16 protein-coding genes are annotated in these 16545 nt (G+C 57.0%); 8 read left to right on the forward strand and 8 right to left on the reverse strand.

What is annotated here, in order from left to right:
* Positions 1–14 precede the first annotated feature (14 nt).
* The 4 genes from alc to CKW31_RS21320 all read left to right on the forward strand — a co-directional run bounded on the left by alc (position 15) and on the right by CKW31_RS21320 (position 4229).
* A complete protein-coding gene (gene alc / locus CKW31_RS21305) occupies positions 15–1010 on the forward strand; it encodes an allantoicase (protein ID WP_095099667.1) in 996 nt (331 codons plus the stop codon).
* A gap of 137 nt (positions 1011–1147) precedes the next feature.
* Positions 1148–1651 (forward strand): ureidoglycolate lyase, encoded by a 504-nt coding sequence (locus CKW31_RS21310; protein WP_095099670.1) that lies wholly within the window; start codon positions 1148–1150, stop codon positions 1649–1651.
* Positions 1652–1696: 45 nt separating this feature from the next.
* Positions 1697–2989 (forward strand): urate hydroxylase PuuD, encoded by a 1293-nt coding sequence (locus tag CKW31_RS21315; RefSeq protein ID WP_095099673.1) that lies wholly within the window; start codon positions 1697–1699, stop codon positions 2987–2989.
* A gap of 454 nt (positions 2990–3443) precedes the next feature.
* Complete coding sequence (locus CKW31_RS21320; protein WP_095099676.1) at positions 3444–4229, forward strand: outer membrane protein OmpK; 786 nt, start codon at positions 3444–3446, stop codon at positions 4227–4229.
* Positions 4230–4410: 181 nt separating this feature from the next.
* Here the strand turns inward: CKW31_RS21320 and CKW31_RS21325 are convergent, their stop codons facing one another.
* Positions 4411–4626: a hypothetical protein gene (locus CKW31_RS21325; protein ID WP_246475256.1), complete on the reverse strand. Its 216-nt coding sequence runs from the start codon at positions 4624–4626 to the stop codon at positions 4411–4413.
* 16 nt (positions 4627–4642) lie between these two features.
* On the reverse strand, positions 4643–5551 hold the full coding sequence (locus CKW31_RS21330) for a DUF808 domain-containing protein (RefSeq protein WP_095099679.1): 909 nt from the start codon (positions 5549–5551) through the stop codon (positions 4643–4645).
* A 168-nt stretch (positions 5552–5719) separates the two neighbouring features.
* On the opposite strand from CKW31_RS21330, the gene CKW31_RS21335 reads away from it, so the two are divergent.
* The 4 genes from CKW31_RS21335 to CKW31_RS21350 all read left to right on the forward strand — a co-directional run bounded on the left by CKW31_RS21335 (position 5720) and on the right by CKW31_RS21350 (position 10728).
* Positions 5720–6343 (forward strand): TetR/AcrR family transcriptional regulator, encoded by a 624-nt coding sequence (locus CKW31_RS21335; RefSeq protein ID WP_095099684.1) that lies wholly within the window; start codon positions 5720–5722, stop codon positions 6341–6343.
* Between the two features lie 558 nt (positions 6344–6901).
* Entirely contained in the window at positions 6902–8533 is a 1632-nt protein-coding gene (locus CKW31_RS21340) for a methyl-accepting chemotaxis protein (RefSeq protein ID WP_095099687.1), read from the forward strand.
* Positions 8534–8798: 265 nt separating this feature from the next.
* Positions 8799–9632, forward strand: a complete 834-nt coding sequence (locus CKW31_RS21345) for an ion transporter (protein WP_095099689.1) — start codon at positions 8799–8801, stop codon at positions 9630–9632.
* A 97-nt stretch (positions 9633–9729) separates the two neighbouring features.
* On the forward strand, positions 9730–10728 hold the full coding sequence (locus CKW31_RS21350; protein WP_176469939.1) for a sulfate ABC transporter substrate-binding protein: 999 nt from the start codon (positions 9730–9732) through the stop codon (positions 10726–10728).
* Between the two features lie 160 nt (positions 10729–10888).
* Here the strand turns inward: CKW31_RS21350 and CKW31_RS21355 are convergent, their stop codons facing one another.
* The 6 genes from CKW31_RS21355 to CKW31_RS21380 all read right to left on the reverse strand — a co-directional run bounded on the left by CKW31_RS21355 (position 10889) and on the right by CKW31_RS21380 (position 16545).
* Positions 10889–11110, reverse strand: coding sequence for a DUF6124 family protein (locus CKW31_RS21355; protein WP_095099695.1), 222 nt, complete (start codon positions 11108–11110; stop codon positions 10889–10891).
* 843 nt (positions 11111–11953) lie between these two features.
* Positions 11954–12358, reverse strand: a complete 405-nt coding sequence (locus CKW31_RS21360; RefSeq protein WP_095099698.1) for a hypothetical protein — start codon at positions 12356–12358, stop codon at positions 11954–11956.
* A gap of 11 nt (positions 12359–12369) precedes the next feature.
* Positions 12370–13575, reverse strand: a complete 1206-nt coding sequence (gene ccmI, locus CKW31_RS21365; protein ID WP_095099702.1) for a c-type cytochrome biogenesis protein CcmI — start codon at positions 13573–13575, stop codon at positions 12370–12372.
* Complete coding sequence (locus CKW31_RS21370; protein WP_095099705.1) at positions 13572–14042, reverse strand: cytochrome c-type biogenesis protein; 471 nt, start codon at positions 14040–14042, stop codon at positions 13572–13574. The genes ccmI and CKW31_RS21370 overlap by 4 nt, the downstream gene beginning before the upstream one ends.
* The gene (locus tag CKW31_RS21375) at positions 14039–14578 is read right to left on the reverse strand and encodes a DsbE family thiol:disulfide interchange protein (protein ID WP_095099708.1); all 540 of its coding nucleotides are present in this window, start codon (positions 14576–14578) and stop codon (positions 14039–14041) included. Before CKW31_RS21375 ends, CKW31_RS21370 begins: the two co-directional genes overlap by 4 nt.
* Positions 14575–16545, reverse strand: coding sequence for a heme lyase CcmF/NrfE family subunit (locus CKW31_RS21380; protein ID WP_095099711.1), 1971 nt, complete (start codon positions 16543–16545; stop codon positions 14575–14577). Before CKW31_RS21380 ends, CKW31_RS21375 begins: the two co-directional genes overlap by 4 nt.

The raw sequence follows: 16545 nt of genomic DNA on the forward strand, positions 1-16545 counted from the left end.
GCAGACCTAAAAGAATGAAAGCTTACGCCGCACCCTTCGAGAAGTTCGTCAACCTGGCCGACGCGCGCCTGGGCACCAAAATCCTTTCCGTCACTGACGACTGGTTCGCCGACGCCAACCGCCTGTTCCAGCCCACTCCCGCGGTGTGGAAAGAAGGTGTGTTCGACGACAACGGCAAGTGGATGGACGGCTGGGAGTCGCGTCGCAAGCGTTTCGAGGGGTACGACAGCGCGGTGATCCGCCTGGGTGTGGCGGGCACGATCAAGGGCGTGGACATCGATACGTCCTACTTCACCGGTAACTATCCGCCATCGGCCTCGCTGGAAGCGTGCTTCCTGGCCAGCGGCGAGCCGGACGAGAACACCCAATGGACGGAAATCCTGTCGGCCGTGGAGCTGAACGGCGACAGCCATCACTACCATGAAATCAGCGCAGATCAGGCGTTCAGCCATTTGCGCTTCAATATCTATCCCGATGGCGGGGTTGCCCGTCTGCGTGTGTATGGCGTGCCGTTCCGCGACTGGTCTGCAGTGGGCGAAACCGAACAGATCGATCTGGCCTCGGCACTCAACGGTGGTCGCGCTCTGGCATGTTCCGATGAACATTACGGCAGCATGAGCAACATCCTCAACCCGGGCCGTGGCGTGAACATGGGCGACGGCTGGGAAACGGCACGTCGGCGCACTCCTGGCAATGACTGGGTGATCATCGCGTTGGGCCATGCAGGCGAAGTGGAAAAAGTCGTGGTCGATACCCTGCACTTCAAAGGTAACTACCCGGACAGTTGCTCGATCCAGGGGGCGTTCGTCAAAGGCGGCACTGACAGCCAGATCGAAACCCAGAGCCTGTTCTGGCGCGAACTGCTGCCAAGCCAGAAATTGAGCATGCACGCCGAACACGAGTTCGCCGAGCAGATCAAGGCACTGGGCCCGATCACCCATATCCGGTTGAATGTATTTCCGGATGGTGGCGTGAGTCGTCTTCGGGTGTTGGGTAAAGTTGTAAGGTAAGCATCGTGATCCCCTTGTGGGAGCGGTGCTTGCCCGCGATAGGAACACCGCGGTCTATCCTGAACCGCGTCCAGCCTTATCGCGGGCAAGCACCGCTCCCACAAGGGTCCAAAGAATTCGAAAACAGAAGACCCAGCATGCGCACACTGACCATCGAGCCGTTGACCAAAGAAGCTTTTGCCCCGTTCGGAGATGTCATCGAAACCGACGGCAGCGATCACTTCATGATCAACAACGGTTCGACCCAGCGCTTTCATCGTCTGGCCGAGGTACAAACCACGGCGCCGGACGACAAAGCGATCATCAGTATCTTCCGTGCCGAGGCGCTGCAGATGCCGTTGATCATCAGCATGCTGGAGCGCCATCCGCGGGGCAGTCAGGCGTTTGTGCCACTGCTCGGCAACCCTTTTCTGATCGTGGTCGCGCCCATTGGCGATGAACCTGATTCAGAGCTGACCCGTGCCTTCGTGACCAACGGCAGGCAGGGTGTTAATTACCATCGCGGCGTCTGGCACCACCCGGTGCTGACGATCGAAAAGCGGGATGACTTCCTGGTGGTTGATCGCAGTGGAGCTGGCAATAACTGCGATGAGCATTTTTTCGCTGAGAGCCAGAAGCTGGTTCTCGACCCCCACCCGTAGAAGCTTGAACGTCCGAGAAGTGACGACAGGTAGAAGGTAACCCCCGTGGAAGCACATTTGATGGAATGGCTGAATCTCAGCGTGCGCTGGATTCACATGATTGTCGGCATCGCCTGGATTGGCGCATCGTTCTACTTTGTCTGGCTGGAAAACAACCTGAACCGGGTCAACCCGCGCGATGGCTTGTCCGGGGATTTATGGGCCATTCACGGTGGCGGTATCTACCACCTGGAAAAATACAAACTCGCCCCACCGACCATGCCTGAGAACCTGCACTGGTTCAAATGGGAAGCGTATTTCACCTGGCTGTCAGGCGTGGCCATGCTGTGCTTGGTGTTCTACGCCAATCCGACCTTGTACCTGCTCGCACCAGGCAGCAGCCTGTCCGGCCCGGAAGGAGTGGCACTCGGGCTTGGCTCGCTGTTTGTCGGCTGGTTCGTTTACAGCTTTCTCTGCGATTCGACGTTGGGCAAACGCCCTGGCCTGCTCGGCCTGATCCTGTTCGTACTGGTTATCGCGGCGGCATATGGCTTCAGCAAAGTGTTCAGCGGCCGCGGGGCTTATCTGCATGTTGGCGCCATCATCGGCACGATCATGGTCGGCAATGTATTCCGCATCATCATGCCTGCCCAGCGTGCGTTGGTAGCAGCCATCGCCGAGAACCGCACACCGGATCCATCGCTGCCCGCCAAAGGCTTGCTGCGTTCGCGCCACAACAACTACTTCACCTTGCCGGTGCTGTTCATCATGATCAGCAACCATTTCCCGAGCACTTACGGCAGCTCATATAACTGGCTGATCCTGGCCGGGATCGGCGTATTGGCGGTGCTGGTCCGTCACTACTTCAATACGCGGCACAACAGTCACAAGTTCGCCTGGACCCTGCCCGTCGCCGCACTGGGCATGATCTGCCTGGCTTACGTCACCGGCCCTGCGCCACTGCCGAAACCGGCGCAAGCAGCGAAGATCGAATATCAGCCATTACCGGGCACCGCCGTCGGCGGCTATCGCCATGACGAAGTACGCCCCGCTCCGCCTCCGGAACCTGTTGCAGAGGCTGCAGCTGCCAGCCCAGGTGTGGACTTCGGGAAAGTGCAGAGCGTGATCCATGAACGCTGCGCCGTCTGCCATTCCGCCAGGCCCACCAGCCAGCTGTTCAGCGCTGCGCCCGCCGGCGTGATGTTCGACACCGCGGAACAGATAAAGCAAATGGCCCCGCGCATTCAGGCCCAGGCCGTGACCTCGCAGATCATGCCACTGGGCAACATCACCCAGATGACTCAGCAGGAGCGGGAGTTGATTGGGGCGTGGGTTACAACAGGTGCGCAGACCCGCTGATCGCTGGCCGAACACCTGACTGTAGGAGCTGCCGAAGGCTGCGATGGCGTTCGCTCTGATACACCGCCATCGCAGCCTTCGGCAGCTCCTACAGTCAGGTATATGAAACATCAATTCACGCCCCACAATTGTTCGCGCTGCCCCGTCCCAGAGCACTTGCACGAAACGCCCGCAGCCAATATCCTCCGCCGCCGCGTTAAAACCCGCCGTGTTGCAATGCTGACTGAACAGACAACTAACTGACCAGCCGGTCAACTGTCACGTTTTCTGAAGAAAAGCCTCGATCGACTGTTAAAGATGCAGCCGATAGCACTTTCGTGCGCTTTTCAATCAGCATTGGCTCAGCTCTTGCTATGTAGTCAAAGCTGACCAAACAGACATGTTTTAACCGCGGAAAAGTGCCTAAAAAGAGCACCCAAAAAAAGACCATATCGATCCATCAGGGGAGCATTGAATGAACCGTATTATTTCCAGCGCGATAGTTGCCGGCAGTCTTCTGGCGTCCGGACAAAGCATGGCCGACGGCCTGCTGCAATGGCAGAGCAACAGCCTGACTTACCTCAACGGTCGCGACTTTACAGTCAATCCGTCAAACCAGCAGACGTTCACTTTTGAACACGCTGACGGCTGGAAATACGGCGATAACTTCCTGTTCATCGACAAGATCTTCTATAACGGCAAAGGAGACGCCACCAACGGTGATAACACCTATTACGGTGAAATCTCCCCGCGCCTGTCCATGGGCAAGATCTTTGGTCAGAAATTCGAATTCGGCCCGATCTCCGATGTATTGCTGGCGGCCACTTACGAGTTTGGCGAAGGCGATAACGAGTCGTACCTGATTGGTCCGGGCTTTGACTTGAACATCCCGGGTTTCGATTACTTCCAGCTGAACTTCTACAAGCGCTACACCGACGGTCATCGTGCGGGTTACGGCGCCTGGCAGGTCACGCCGGTCTGGTCTTACACGATCCCGGTGGGCAAATCCGACATCCTGATCGACGGCTTCATTGACTGGGTCGTGGACAACAAGTCCGACCGCAATGGCGAATACAAATCCAACGTGCACTTCAACCCGCAAATCAAATACGACCTGGGCAAAGCCATCAACCTGCCGGACCGTCAGCTGTATGTCGGTATCGAGTACGATTACTGGTCAGACAAATACGGCATCGAAGACACCAAGTTCTTTGATACCAACCAGAACACCGCAAGTTTGCTGGTGAAAGTGTTCTTCTGATTCGAATACGAAATCTGTAGTAGCGCCCCCGTCGTCCAGACGCCGTGCGGCAAACATGGATCCTGTAGGAGTGAGCTTGCTCGTGATAAATGATAACGCGGTATGTCTTCTGGCTGCGTCTCATGCATCGCGGGCAAGCCTCGCTCCCACAGGAAGCTCGTGAGCCCAGAGTTTTACGTATCTACTCCCACGGCAACGGCTTGCCCGCCCGCACTTTCGAGTTGATCGCACGCAGCAACTCCAATGGATCACTCTCGGTCTGCGCGTGACTCTGTTCATCGACCCAGGCCGACACCTGCTTGCGATCCAGAGTAGGCCGCAAATGCAGGATCTCGACCAACTGCCGCTCACATTGCTGGGCATACGCAACAACACTGGAAAACAGTGGGCTATTCATTCAAGTCGACCAGCCATCAGGCCCTGATTAGTTTCCAGACTTTCCCCGCTACCGTGACCAGCAGCAGGACCAATGCCCCGGCGATGATACCGGCGACCGCGTCCAGCAGAGTAGGCACAACCATCGAAAAACCACCGACCGTTTGCGCCGCTTGTTCGGTTACGCCTTCTATCCAGTGATGAGCGACCGGCACACCGTGGGTGAGGATACCGCCACCCACCATAAACATCGCAGCAGTACCGACGATGGAAAGGATTTTCATCAATACCGGTGCCAGCCACAACAACCCTGAACCTATACCTTGAACGGCCGATTTGGCGCTTTTCTTCAGATAGAGGCCTAGATCGTCCAGTTTCACGATGCCTGCTACCAGACCGTAAACACCGGCAGTGATCAGCACCGCAACGATCACCAACACACCGACCTGATCCAGGAACGGCCGGGTGGACACGACGCCAAGCGCCAGCACGATGATTTCTGCCGAGAGGATGAAGTCTGTACGAATGGCACCTTTGATCCGGTCTTTTTCGAACGCGACCATATCGACATTCTTGCCCGTTGCGGCCTCTCGTCGCTCCTGACGCTGTTGCTCGGTTTCAGGATGCAGCCATTTGTGGGCAATTTTTTCAAAGCCCTCGAAACACAGGTAAGCACCGCCGATCATCAACAGAGGCAGAATCGCCCAGGGTGCAAACGCACTGATCAGCAAGGCGGCGGGCACCAGAATTGCCTTGTTGATAAAAGAACCCTTGGCCACCGCCCACACAACGGGCAATTCACGGTCGGCGGACACCCCGGTAACCTGCTGGGCATTCAGCGCCAGATCGTCGCCCAGCACGCCCGCGGTTTTCTTTGCGGCCAGAGAGACATCATCCAACAGCATCGCGATGTCATCCAAAAGGGTAAGCAAGCTTCCAGCAGCCACAATCAATATCCTTGAATACGTCATTGAAGTTCGATTGCGCAGCACAATTGATGCCACGCGGGCGCCATTGAAGCACAGCGCAGCCTGTGTCGCTGCCCGATGTTGAGACGTTCTCGAGGCGGGTGCTACCATGCGCGACCGCCGACCGGGCAAGGAAACCTCTGGTTTATGAGCAGTATTCGCGAGCGCAACAAAGAGCTGATCCTGCGTGCCGCCAGTGAAGAGTTCGCCGACAAAGGCTTTGCGGCCAGCAAAACCAGCGATATCGCTGCCAAGGCTGGCGTGCCCAAGCCCAACGTCTACTACTACTTCAAGTCCAAGGAAAACCTTTACCGCGAAGTGCTCGAAAGCATTATCGAGCCGATCCTGCGGGCCTCCACGCCATTCAATCGCGAGGGCGTGCCCGCCGAGGTGCTCAGCGCCTACATTCGTTCGAAGATTGTGATTTCCCGCGACCTGCCGTTTGCCTCGAAGGTGTTTGCCAGCGAAATCATGCACGGTGCGCCGCACCTCTCACCCGAGCAGGTGGAACAGCTCAACGGGCAAGCCAAGCACAACATCGATTGTATTCAGGGCTGGATCGACAAGGGCCTCATCGCGCCCATCGACCCGCATCACTTGATGTTCACGATCTGGGCTGCGACCCAGACCTATGCCGACTTCGACTGGCAGATATCGACAGTCACCGGCAAGGCGAAGCTGGAAGACAGTGATTACGAAGCGGCAACCCAGACAATCATCCGGCTGGTGCTGAAAGGCTGCGCCCCGGATGTTGAACCAAAGAACGCATGAATGGGGATTTGGAATGATGGGTAGGCGCAATGACGTGGGACCGGCTTTAGCCGGGAAGGCGATATTTCTGAAGATGAAGATTCAGCGTCTGTCCCGCCCTCTTCCCCGCTAAGCCGGTCCCACGTCATTCGCACAGAGTCTGTGGATTCAACAGCCTCAAAGGCTCACTTTCCCGCAAACAACAAAAAACCCGCCGAAGCGGGTTTTTTGCATGACCATTCCGACATCCTGTCAGTAGCCGTCCTGGCAATGGTCGATCATCCCTGATCCCGAAGCGCTTCCTTCGCTTCGGTGATGGATCCAATCTACCGCTCAAATGCGGCAGCTCATAGAGCGAAATTCCCTTACTCATGTAAGCCTTTCGCTATACCGCACGATATTTTGAGAAATCTCCTACCGCTCACTCAGGTTTATCCTTTCAGCGCCGACATCCACTTTAGTAGCGATGGGCTAGACGACGGGTATCAAAAGGCTATTATCGAGACGGGACTGGCTTCAGTGTGAATCCCACGGCGCACAGCGCTCTACACAATAAAAAATAAGACGGAGCAACCGGTCATGACAATGCGCAGCTTATCCATCAGCCGGAGACTCTGGCTGATCCTCGTCGTCTCCGTATTGATGCTGTTTATCCTGACAGCCGCCATGCTCAAACAAGTGCATACGGACCTTTACGCCGCCAAAGCGGAAAAGACCATGCATGTGGTGCAGAGCGCCAGTGGCATTTTGGAGTACTACCAAGGCCTGGAAGCTGCCGGAACGCTGACCCGTGACGCCGCGCAGAAACAGGCACTCGATGCCATTCGCGGCATGCGCTACAACAAGGACGATTACTTCTGGATCAATGACATGCGTCCAGTGATGATCATGCACCCCATGAACGCCAAGCTGGTCGGTCAGGATTTGTCCGCCATCAAGGACCCGGACGGTTTCGCGGTCTTCAATGAAATGGTTGCCGTCGCCAAAGAGAAAGGCGCAGGCATGGTTCAGTACCGCTGGCCCAAGCCGGGAGCCAGTGAACCTGTCCGGAAAATCTCCTACGTGAAACTGTTTACGCCCTGGGGCTGGATTCTGGGCTCGGGTGTGTATGTTGATGACGTGAAGGCAGAATTTCAGCAACAGACCATCAAAGCCGCATTGTTCAGCCTGGCGATCATTGCAGTCATGGCGCTGCTGGTTATCCTGATTGCGCGCAGCATCGTCCGCCCTCTTCGTGATTCCGTGCAGGCCATGGCTGACATCGCCAGTGGCGAAAGTGATCTGACCCGCTCTCTGAAAACTGAAGGCAACGACGAAATCACGCAACTGGCCAAGCATTTCAACGCCTTTACCGCCAAGCTGCGTGGTGTCGTCTTGCAGCTTCAGGCATCAGCGAATGGTCTGGAAAAAGCCTCCTCGGATTTGGGCACCAATGCCGAACAGGCCCAGGCCCGCAGCCAGCAACAGTCGCAGCAAATGGAACTGGTGGCGACTGCCGTCAACGAAGTGACCTATGGCGTACAAGACGTAGCCAAGAACGCCGAGCACGCCGCCAACGAAATGCGCGACGCCGAATCTCAGGCGCATCAGGGTCAGGTCAACATCGACAGCAGCCTGCGTCAGATTGATCACCTGTCCGGCACCATTAATCAGGCGGTAGAAGTGATTCGCACGCTGTCTTCGGAAAGCACGCAAATCGGCGGTGTGCTTGAGGTCATCAGCTCGATTGCCGAGCAGACCAACCTGCTGGCCCTGAACGCAGCCATCGAAGCCGCTCGCGCCGGGGAACAGGGTCGCGGCTTTGCGGTGGTAGCCGATGAGGTTCGCTTGCTAGCCCAGCGTACGCAGAAGTCGACGGCCGAGATTCAGAGCATGATCGAACGCTTGCAGAAGCACTCTGACGCCGCGGTGAAAGTCATCGCCGACAGCAGTCGTTCATCGCAACTGACCATCGAGCAGGCCAATCAGGCCGGGCAAAGCCTGACCTCGATCAGCCAGGCACTGCGCAACCTCAACAGCCTGAACGCATCAATTGCCAGCGCAACATTGCAGCAATCCCATGTGGTGGAGGACATCAACCAGAACGTCACCCAGGCGGCGCAGCTGTCCCAGAGCACTGCCATCGCAGCTGAACAGTCCACGGAAGCAAGCGTGCACTTGCGAGAAATGAGCGACCAGTTGAATGGCCTGTTGAGGCAGTTCAGGGTTTAGTAACGGGCTTATAAACCTGTGGAAGATTCTTTTTCTGCGCGCAAGGGTGCTGCGCCGTCGTGGGACCGGCTTTAGCCGGGAAGAGGTCAGTACCGTCACTGAAAATGTGTCGTCTGATAAGCAGCTTTCCCGGCTAAAGCCGGTCCCACGTCATCAGCTTGCGGACAAGTAAAGGATCCCACAGTTCCTGCGCTTCCAATACAACAGTGCAAACCAGCCCCTGAAATTTGCGTAGACTGCTGCGATCCTGAATTCGGAATCCACCATGGACAGCACCATCAGTCGCCGCGAACAGTTACGCATAGTCATTTTCCAGAACGATACGCCTGCCGGACGACGCTTCGACAAAACGTTACTCGTGGTTATCCTTTTCAGCCTGATTGTGGTGGTTCTCGACAGCATTCCTGCCGTCCACGCCAACTACGGGGATTGGTTGGCGTATGCCGAATGGGGCTTCACCGCCATATTCATCGTCGAATACCTCCTGCGCCTCTACTGCTCTCCGCAACCTCTGAAATACGCCTTCAGCTTTTACGGGCTGGTGGACTTACTGGCCATCGTGCCCGGCATCCTTGCGCTTTATTACAGCGATGCGCAGTACCTGCTGATTGTGCGGGTCATCCGCATGTTGCGGATTTTCCGGGTGCTCAAACTCAGTCCATACCTGAAGCAGGCCAATTACCTGCTTTCGGCGCTACGCGGCAGCAAGCAGAAGATCATCGTGTTTCTGCTCACTGTGTCTACGCTGGTGGTGGTGTTCGGCACACTCATGTACGTGATCGAGGGTCCCGAGCATGGTTTCACCAGCATTCCGAAAGGCATCTATTGGGCGATCGTCACCCTGACTACCGTGGGCTATGGCGATATCGTGCCCAGAACTGCAGTCGGCCAAATGCTCTCGGCACTGGTGATGATTACCGGTTATTCGATTATCGCCGTACCGACCGGAATCTTCACCGCGGAGCTCGCCACCGCCATGCGTGGCGAACAGCTGAAGCATGATTGTCCGGTGTGCTCGAAGAACACTCATGAACACGGTGCGGCTTTCTGCTCACGCTGCGGCAATGCGCTTTTTCCACGGGTGGAAAATAAAGCATAAGCAAATGCCTTTTAAATCTTTAAACGCCTAATGCGCCCCGGCTATAGTCGCGCGCATCAAGCCATCAATGTCTGTACATCCAAAAAGGAATTGCGCAGTGAACAAACTTTTCGCCGCTTCGTTACTCGCCGCAGGACTGGCTTTGGGCAGCGCGGCCCAAGCCGCCCCGACTCTGCTCAACGTGTCGTATGACGTCATGCGTGATTTCTACAAGGACTACAACGCCGCATTTCAGAAGCACTGGCAAGCCGAGCACAAAGAAAACATCGCGGTGCAGATGTCTTTCGGCGGGTCCAGCAAACAGGCCCGCTCGGTCATCGACGGCCTGCCTGCTGACGTTATCACCATGAATATGGCCACCGACATCAACGCATTGGCTGACAACGGCAAGCTGGTTCCTGATAACTGGGTGACGCGCCTTCCAAACAACAGCGCGCCATTCACTTCGGCCACGGTTTTTATCGTCCGCAAGGGCAACCCAAAAGCATTGAAAGACTGGCCTGACCTGATCAAGGACGGTGTTGAAGTCATCGTGCCTAACCCGAAAACTTCGGGTAACGGCCGCTACACCTACCTCTCGGCCTGGGGCTATACCCTGAAAAACGGCGGTGATGAAGCCGCTGCCAAGCAGTTCGTCGGTAACCTCTTCAAACACGTACCCGTGCTAGACACCGGCGGCCGTGGCGCAACCACCACGTTCATGACCAACCAGATCGGCGACGTGCTGATCACCTTTGAAAACGAAGCAGAAATGATCGCCCGTGAATTCGGTCGTGATCAGTTCGAAGTGGTTTACCCGAGCGTATCGGCAGAAGCAGAGCCGCCAGTGAGCGTGGTGGATAAAGTCGTCGACAAGAAAAACAGTCGCGCCGCCGCCGAGGAATACCTGAAATACCTGTGGTCCCCTGAAGGTCAGGAAATCGCTGCTAACAACTACCTTCGTCCACGCGATCCGGCGATCCTGGCCAAATACACCGACCGCTTCCCGAAAGTTGATTTCCTCTCGGTAGAGAAAACCTTTGGCGACTGGCGCACCGTGCAGAAAACCCACTTTGCTGATGGTGGGGTGTTTGATCAGATTTATACCGGCAAGTGATTGGGCTGGTCTGAAATGAAAAACGGCGACCTTCGGGTCGCCGTTTCGTTTTTGCTGCTAGCAGGACAGCGTTATCCATACGCCATGCGTTCGCTCAGGGTCCAGATCAACACAAATACCGCCTGCGTATCACACCACTAAAGAGAATGAATTCGTCCGGCTAACTCGCCTCGGGCAATTGTTCCAGCCTGATCAACGAATGATCAATTACCGTCTTGGCCATATCGATAAGATGTACCACCGACAATGCAAGATGGCGGTCCGAACCAGTCAGTCTGTCACCGCTTTCGTACGCTGTTGCGGCTGCACATTGCAGCAAATTGGAAGCATGACCAAGGGCCTCTTCCAGATCTGAATGAGGCATGGGTAAGAGATGTGGCATTTTTTGAGAACTCCAACGTCAAGGGAAGCTGCCGACATCGCTACTAAACGATAGGGTGGCAGCTGTGCGCAGGTTAGTAGACCGGGACGTTGGACCGGCGCACCCGAAGGTGCCCTGAGCACAGCCGCCATAAAGCTCAAGCGTCTGAAAACGCCTGAATTCAGGAGGATTGTGCTTCCACGTCGCGGGCTACTAAACCCGGTCACCGACTTTTCGGTGACCGACGAACCTTAGTGGCCTGAACGGGGAGACACAAGTGGTCGGGATTGTCTCGGAAACTTCACTCAAGAGAAAGAGAGAAGTCCTGCCGTGTTATATGGCCAGAGCCTACAAAACGCTTTTTAGAAATTTCATACATGCAGTCGCGGGGCAAAAGGCTAGTCGTTGATGATTGCCTACAGTACGCGGTTCGATCACAGCGAGATGGGAGATTCTATGTTTGCCTGCAAGCGTGCTCTTGATCTTGTAGGACCGGCTTTAGCCGGGAGAGCGGTATGTCGCCAAAGAAAATTTAGCGCCCCCCCCCCGACTTCCTCCCGGCTAAAGCCGGTCCTACAGGACTGCGTAGGTCCTGTGGGAGCGAGGCTTGCCCGCGATATGGCTGAATGCAATTCTCGGTTAGATCGAGGTGCCTTTATCGCGGGTAAGCACCGCTTCCACATAAAAATCGCACCTATTGAGTGATTTATGCTTTGTTTGATAAAAGCGTCTGTCCGCGATTCAATCTGTCAGTGAATTAATATCCCGCCTGTACTGACGCAATCGCGGGCAAGCGCGCTCCTACAGGTGAAAAAGAATTCCAATCAGGTAGTTACAGTTTCCTAGAGGGGAACTGGATCCACTTCAATTCCCGAACTGCTTACCCAACCCCGCCGGCACACCGCTGGAATCCGTCTCCTGCCATGGCCCGTTACGGCCAGTGGACCAGGTCCAGCCGTTGTTCCAGCGGTAGTAGGTGCGCTGGCGGTAGAAGGTGTCTGTCTCGTCGTCCAGAACGTGCACACCCAGGCGCGCATCCCAGTGGCTGTTGCCACCCGGTGGCGGGGCGAAGTTGCTGGAGGTCTTCGGGCCTGCTGCCGGAGCTTTCGGGGCAGGCGTGGGTGCTGGTGTGCTCGGCGTGCCGGGTTGGGATTTACCAGGTAGCGTCGGGATCGGTTCCTGACTGCGCGGTCCGGTGGGCTGGACCGCACAGGCGCTCAAGCCCATAACCAGACCCAATAACGTAATACGTGCGGCTGCGCGGTACATAAGCGTGCTCTCTACTGATCAGGGCTGTCGATGGTCAGTGCCTGCAAGGCCTTGGTATTGCTTGCCAGCGGCTTGCTGCGGCCGATCCACTCGCCGGTGGTCGGCTGACCTGCACGGGATATCCGCGCCACGAGTTGGACTTCCGGAAAGTTCGACAGTTTCAGTTGCGGCATCATCGCGTCGGCATCGCCCAGTTCGACTTCAATGGGCAAGTCCGCCACCGTCACCCGTTTGACCGCCAATGGCGCCGGAGGGCCGCCTACCGCGCGGGCGAAGATGAATACGCTGTCACCCGGCGCTACCTTGGCTTTCAGGTCAGCGGCCAGAGTGACACGCACTTTGATAGATGCAGCTTTAGCAACGGCGGCGGCAGGCTGTTCGACCTTGCCACCGCTTTCAGCGAGCTTTTCAGTGGCACGGGCAATACCACCTTCCAGTGCTTGCCGGGATGGATCCTGCGCAGGCAGCACAGCCAACAGGCGCTTCCAGTAATCAACAGCCTGTTGATAATGCTGGCTTTCAAAAGCAGCAATCCCTAACAAGCCAAGACTGGTGACTTCCTTGGGGTCGCCCTGCAACGCTTCATTGGTCAAGGCTTGCACCTGAGGGCTGAATTTCTTGTCACTGGCGAAGTACAACGCTTGCGCCCACTGACCGAGCACTTCGGGCTGACGACCTGCCAGTGCCACCGCTCGTTCGAACATGGCGGCGGCATCAGCCGGGCGATCCTGAGCCATGTAGGTACGAGCCAGGAAGTACACACCCTCTGCCGAATCCGGTTGGGCTTTGACGGCACGCTCCAGGCGATTGGTCATCTCGGCAATAGAGCCTGGAGGCTGGGTAAATTCGCGGGTCAGTTCGACTTTGTCGCTGGCGCCAAAATGCATATAGAGAGCGATGCCCATCAAAGGCACCAGAAACGCGGCCAGCAATGGCAAAGTCTTGCCAAGACGCGAGGTACGCAATGGTTCAGCGCCCTCGGTGTCTGCCAGCAACTCACGGGCCGCTTCGGCGCGACCGCTGTCCATTTGCGTCGAGGTCAGCACGCCCTCCTTTTGCTGACCTTGCAGTTCAGCGACGCGCTCCTGATACAGGGCAACGTTGAGCGCGGTGCGATCTTCTTCACTTTGCGCGCGACGACCACGCAGTACGGGGATCAGCAGGAAACTCATGGCCACCAGCAACAGCAGGCCGGCGGCTAGCCAGAAATCAATCATTCGCGGTTTTTATCCAGCAGATTTGCGAGGCGCTGACGCTCCTCGTCGGAAAGCACATCATTTTCCTCGCGACCCTGGCCACGACGACGCACGACAATCACACCAATCACCACCAGGCCACCGATCAACAAACCGGCAGGCCCGAACCACAGCAGCCAGGTCTTGGCACTGAGGGCAGGCTTGTAGCGCACGAAGTCACCGTAGCGATCAACCATGAAGTCGATGATCTGCTGATTGCTCTGCCCTTCGCCGAGCATGCGAAAGATCTCTTTGCGCAGATCAGCAGCGATCGGCGCGTTGGAGTCGGCGATGTCCTGATTCTGGCATTTGGGGCAACGCAACTCCTTGGTCAACTCGGAATAGCGGGCCCGCTCGGCGTCATCACGAAACTCGTAAGCGTCGATGGCGGCATGCGCCACGCTGACAATGCCAAGGCTGAAAACGACAGCGGCAAGTAAACGCTTCATTGCCGTGCCTCATCCACAAGGCCCTGATACAAGGCGGCCAGTTTTTCACGCCATACGGTCTCATCCACCACACCGACAAACTTGTGACGAATGATGCCTTTGCTGTCGATCAAAAAGGTCTCCGGTGCGCCATAGACGCCAAGGTTCAAGCCGAGGCGGCCTTCGTCGTCACGAATGTTCAACTGATACGGGTTATGGAATTCCTTCAGCCACTTCAAGGCATCAGCATTGATGTCCTTGTAGTTGACGCCGTAGATCACCACGCCCTGCTGGGCCAGTTTGTTCAGGACAGGATGCTCGACCCGGCAGGCGACACACCAGGTGCCCCAGATGTTGACCAGTGCCGGCTTACCCAGCAAATCAGCACGGGTGATGATCCGGTCGCTTTGCACATCACGCAGGGAAAACTCCGGGAACGGCTTGTCGATCAAAGCCGATGGCAGCTCGGACGGATCTTTGTAGAGCGCCGGATAAAGCAGGAACACCACCACCCCAAGGAAGAGAAACAACGGAACAGCCAGAACCCAGCGCCTCATGCCGCAGCCTCCAGACCCAAGGCATCACGCACCTTGCTTTTGACCTTCACCCGATAACGCTTGTCCATCGCTGCCAGCACGCCGCCCAATGCGGTGATCAATCCACCGAACCAGATCCAGCGCACGAACGGTTTGACGTGAACACGCACCGCCCAGGCACCGTCGCCCAATGGCTCACCCATAGCGACATACAGGTCACGGGTGAAACCAGCGTCGATCCCGGCTTCGGTCATCATCGATTGCTGCACGGTGTAGAGACGTTTCTCGGGGTGCATGATGGTCACTTGCTTACCGTCCTCGAGCACGCGAACGGTGCCGCGATCCGAGGTGAAATTTGGCCCCTGATAATGCCGCGCACCTTCGAACACGAACGTGTAACCGCCCAGTTCCATGGACTCGCCCGGCGACAGGCGCAGGTCACGCTCGGCGCTGTTCTGGCTGGACAACACCACGCCCAGGGCGCACACCGCGATGCCGATATGAGCAAGCTGCATCCCCCAGTAACTGCGAGTCATGCTGCGCGAGCCTTTGATCAAGCCTTTGTGGCGGGTCTTGTCCAACAGATCGCGGACACCCGCCAGCAACACCCAGGCAGCCAGCATGAAAGTCGCCATCACCGCCCAGTGGAAATCATCCATGGCGAAACCGGCGATCACCGCCAGTACGGCACTGCCGACCAGCACAGGCGCGAGCATGCTCGCCAGCCATTTGACCGGGGTGTCTTTCCAGCGCACCAGCACACCAATGGCCATGACCGCCATGAGCAAGCCCATCAATGGCACAAATAACGCGTTGAAGTACGGTGGGCCTACGGACATCTTTGCCCCACTCATGGCGTCGAGAACCAGTGGATACAGCGTACCAAGCAAAATCATCGAGGCCGCCACCACCAACACCAGGTTGTTGCCCAGCAGCAGGGTTTCACGGGACCACAGACCGAAACCAACGTGGCTTTTGACCACCGGCGCGCGGAAGGCAAACAGAGTCAACGAACCGCCGACCACGAACAGCAGGAAAATCAGGATGAACACGCCGCGTTCCGGGTCGGATGCGAAGGCATGCACCGAGGTCAGCACGCCGGATCGAACCAGGAATGTCCCCAGCAGGCTCAGGGAAAACGCAGCGATGGCGAGCAGTACGGTCCAGCTTTTGAACACGCCACGTTTTTCGGTCACTGCCAGGGAGTGAATCAGCGCAGTGCCGACCAGCCATGGCATGAACGAGGCATTTTCCACCGGGTCCCAGAACCACCAGCCGCCCCAGCCAAGCTCGTAATAAGCCCACCATGATCCCAGGGTGATACCGATCCCCAGGAATGCCCAGGCGACGATAGTCCATGGACGTGACCAACGCGCCCATGCAGCATCAAGCCGTCCGCCCAGCAACGCGGCAATGGCAAACGCGAACGCCACCGAGAAACCGACATAACCCATGTAGAGCATCGGCGGATGGACAATCAGGCCGATATCCTGCAGCAGCGGATTCAGGTCGCGGCCGTTGGTGGGCACCTGCGGCAGAATTCGGGAAAACGGGTTGGATGTCAGGATCAGGAACAGCATGAAGCCGACGCTGATCATGCCCATGACCGCCAGCACACGGGCCAGCATCACCTGCGGCAACTGACGGGAAAATACCGAAACGGCAAAAGTCCAGGCACCGAGAATCAGCGCCCAGAGGAGCAACGAGCCTTCGTGTGCGCCCCATACCGCGCTGAACTTGTAGTACCAGGGCAAGGCGCTGTTGGAGTTTTCAGCGACATAGGCCACGGAAAAGTCGTCGGTCGTGAACGCGTAGGTCAGACAACCGAAGGCGAAGACCAGAAAGCTGAATTGTCCCCAGGCAGCAGGTTGTGCGAGGCCCATCCACATCCGGTCGCCACGCCAGGCGCCAATCAAAGGCACGCTGGCCTGCACGACGGCGAAGCAAAGCGCCAGAATCATGGCCAGATGGCCGAGTTCAGGAATCAT

This window comes from Pseudomonas sp. Irchel 3A5 (assembly GCF_900187575.1).
GTDB lineage: Bacteria > Pseudomonadota > Gammaproteobacteria > Pseudomonadales > Pseudomonadaceae > Aquipseudomonas > Aquipseudomonas folii.

Excerpts from the sequence above, each read along its gene's own strand:
- alc (WP_095099667.1), top strand. The coding sequence starts at position 15 with ATGAAAGCTTACGCCGCACCCTTCGAGAAGTTCGTCAACCTGGCCGAC.
- CKW31_RS21310 (WP_095099670.1), top strand. The coding sequence starts at position 1,148 with ATGCGCACACTGACCATCGAGCCGTTGACCAAAGAAGCTTTTGCCCCG.
- CKW31_RS21320 (WP_095099676.1), top strand. The coding sequence starts at position 3,444 with ATGAACCGTATTATTTCCAGCGCGATAGTTGCCGGCAGTCTTCTGGCG.
- CKW31_RS21325 (WP_246475256.1), bottom strand. The coding sequence starts at position 4,626 with ATGAATAGCCCACTGTTTTCCAGTGTTGTTGCGTATGCCCAGCAATGT.
- CKW31_RS21335 (WP_095099684.1), top strand. The coding sequence starts at position 5,720 with ATGAGCAGTATTCGCGAGCGCAACAAAGAGCTGATCCTGCGTGCCGCC.
- CKW31_RS21340 (WP_095099687.1), top strand. The coding sequence starts at position 6,902 with ATGACAATGCGCAGCTTATCCATCAGCCGGAGACTCTGGCTGATCCTC.
- CKW31_RS21345 (WP_095099689.1), top strand. The coding sequence starts at position 8,799 with ATGGACAGCACCATCAGTCGCCGCGAACAGTTACGCATAGTCATTTTC.
- CKW31_RS21355 (WP_095099695.1), bottom strand. The coding sequence starts at position 11,110 with ATGCCACATCTCTTACCCATGCCTCATTCAGATCTGGAAGAGGCCCTT.
- CKW31_RS21360 (WP_095099698.1), bottom strand. The coding sequence starts at position 12,358 with ATGTACCGCGCAGCCGCACGTATTACGTTATTGGGTCTGGTTATGGGC.
- ccmI (WP_095099702.1), bottom strand. The coding sequence starts at position 13,575 with ATGATTGATTTCTGGCTAGCCGCCGGCCTGCTGTTGCTGGTGGCCATG.
- CKW31_RS21370 (WP_095099705.1), bottom strand. The coding sequence starts at position 14,042 with ATGAAGCGTTTACTTGCCGCTGTCGTTTTCAGCCTTGGCATTGTCAGC.
- CKW31_RS21375 (WP_095099708.1), bottom strand. The coding sequence starts at position 14,578 with ATGAGGCGCTGGGTTCTGGCTGTTCCGTTGTTTCTCTTCCTTGGGGTG.
- CKW31_RS21380 (WP_095099711.1), bottom strand. The coding sequence starts at position 16,545 with ATGATTCCTGAACTCGGCCATCTGGCCATGATTCTGGCGCTTTGCTTC.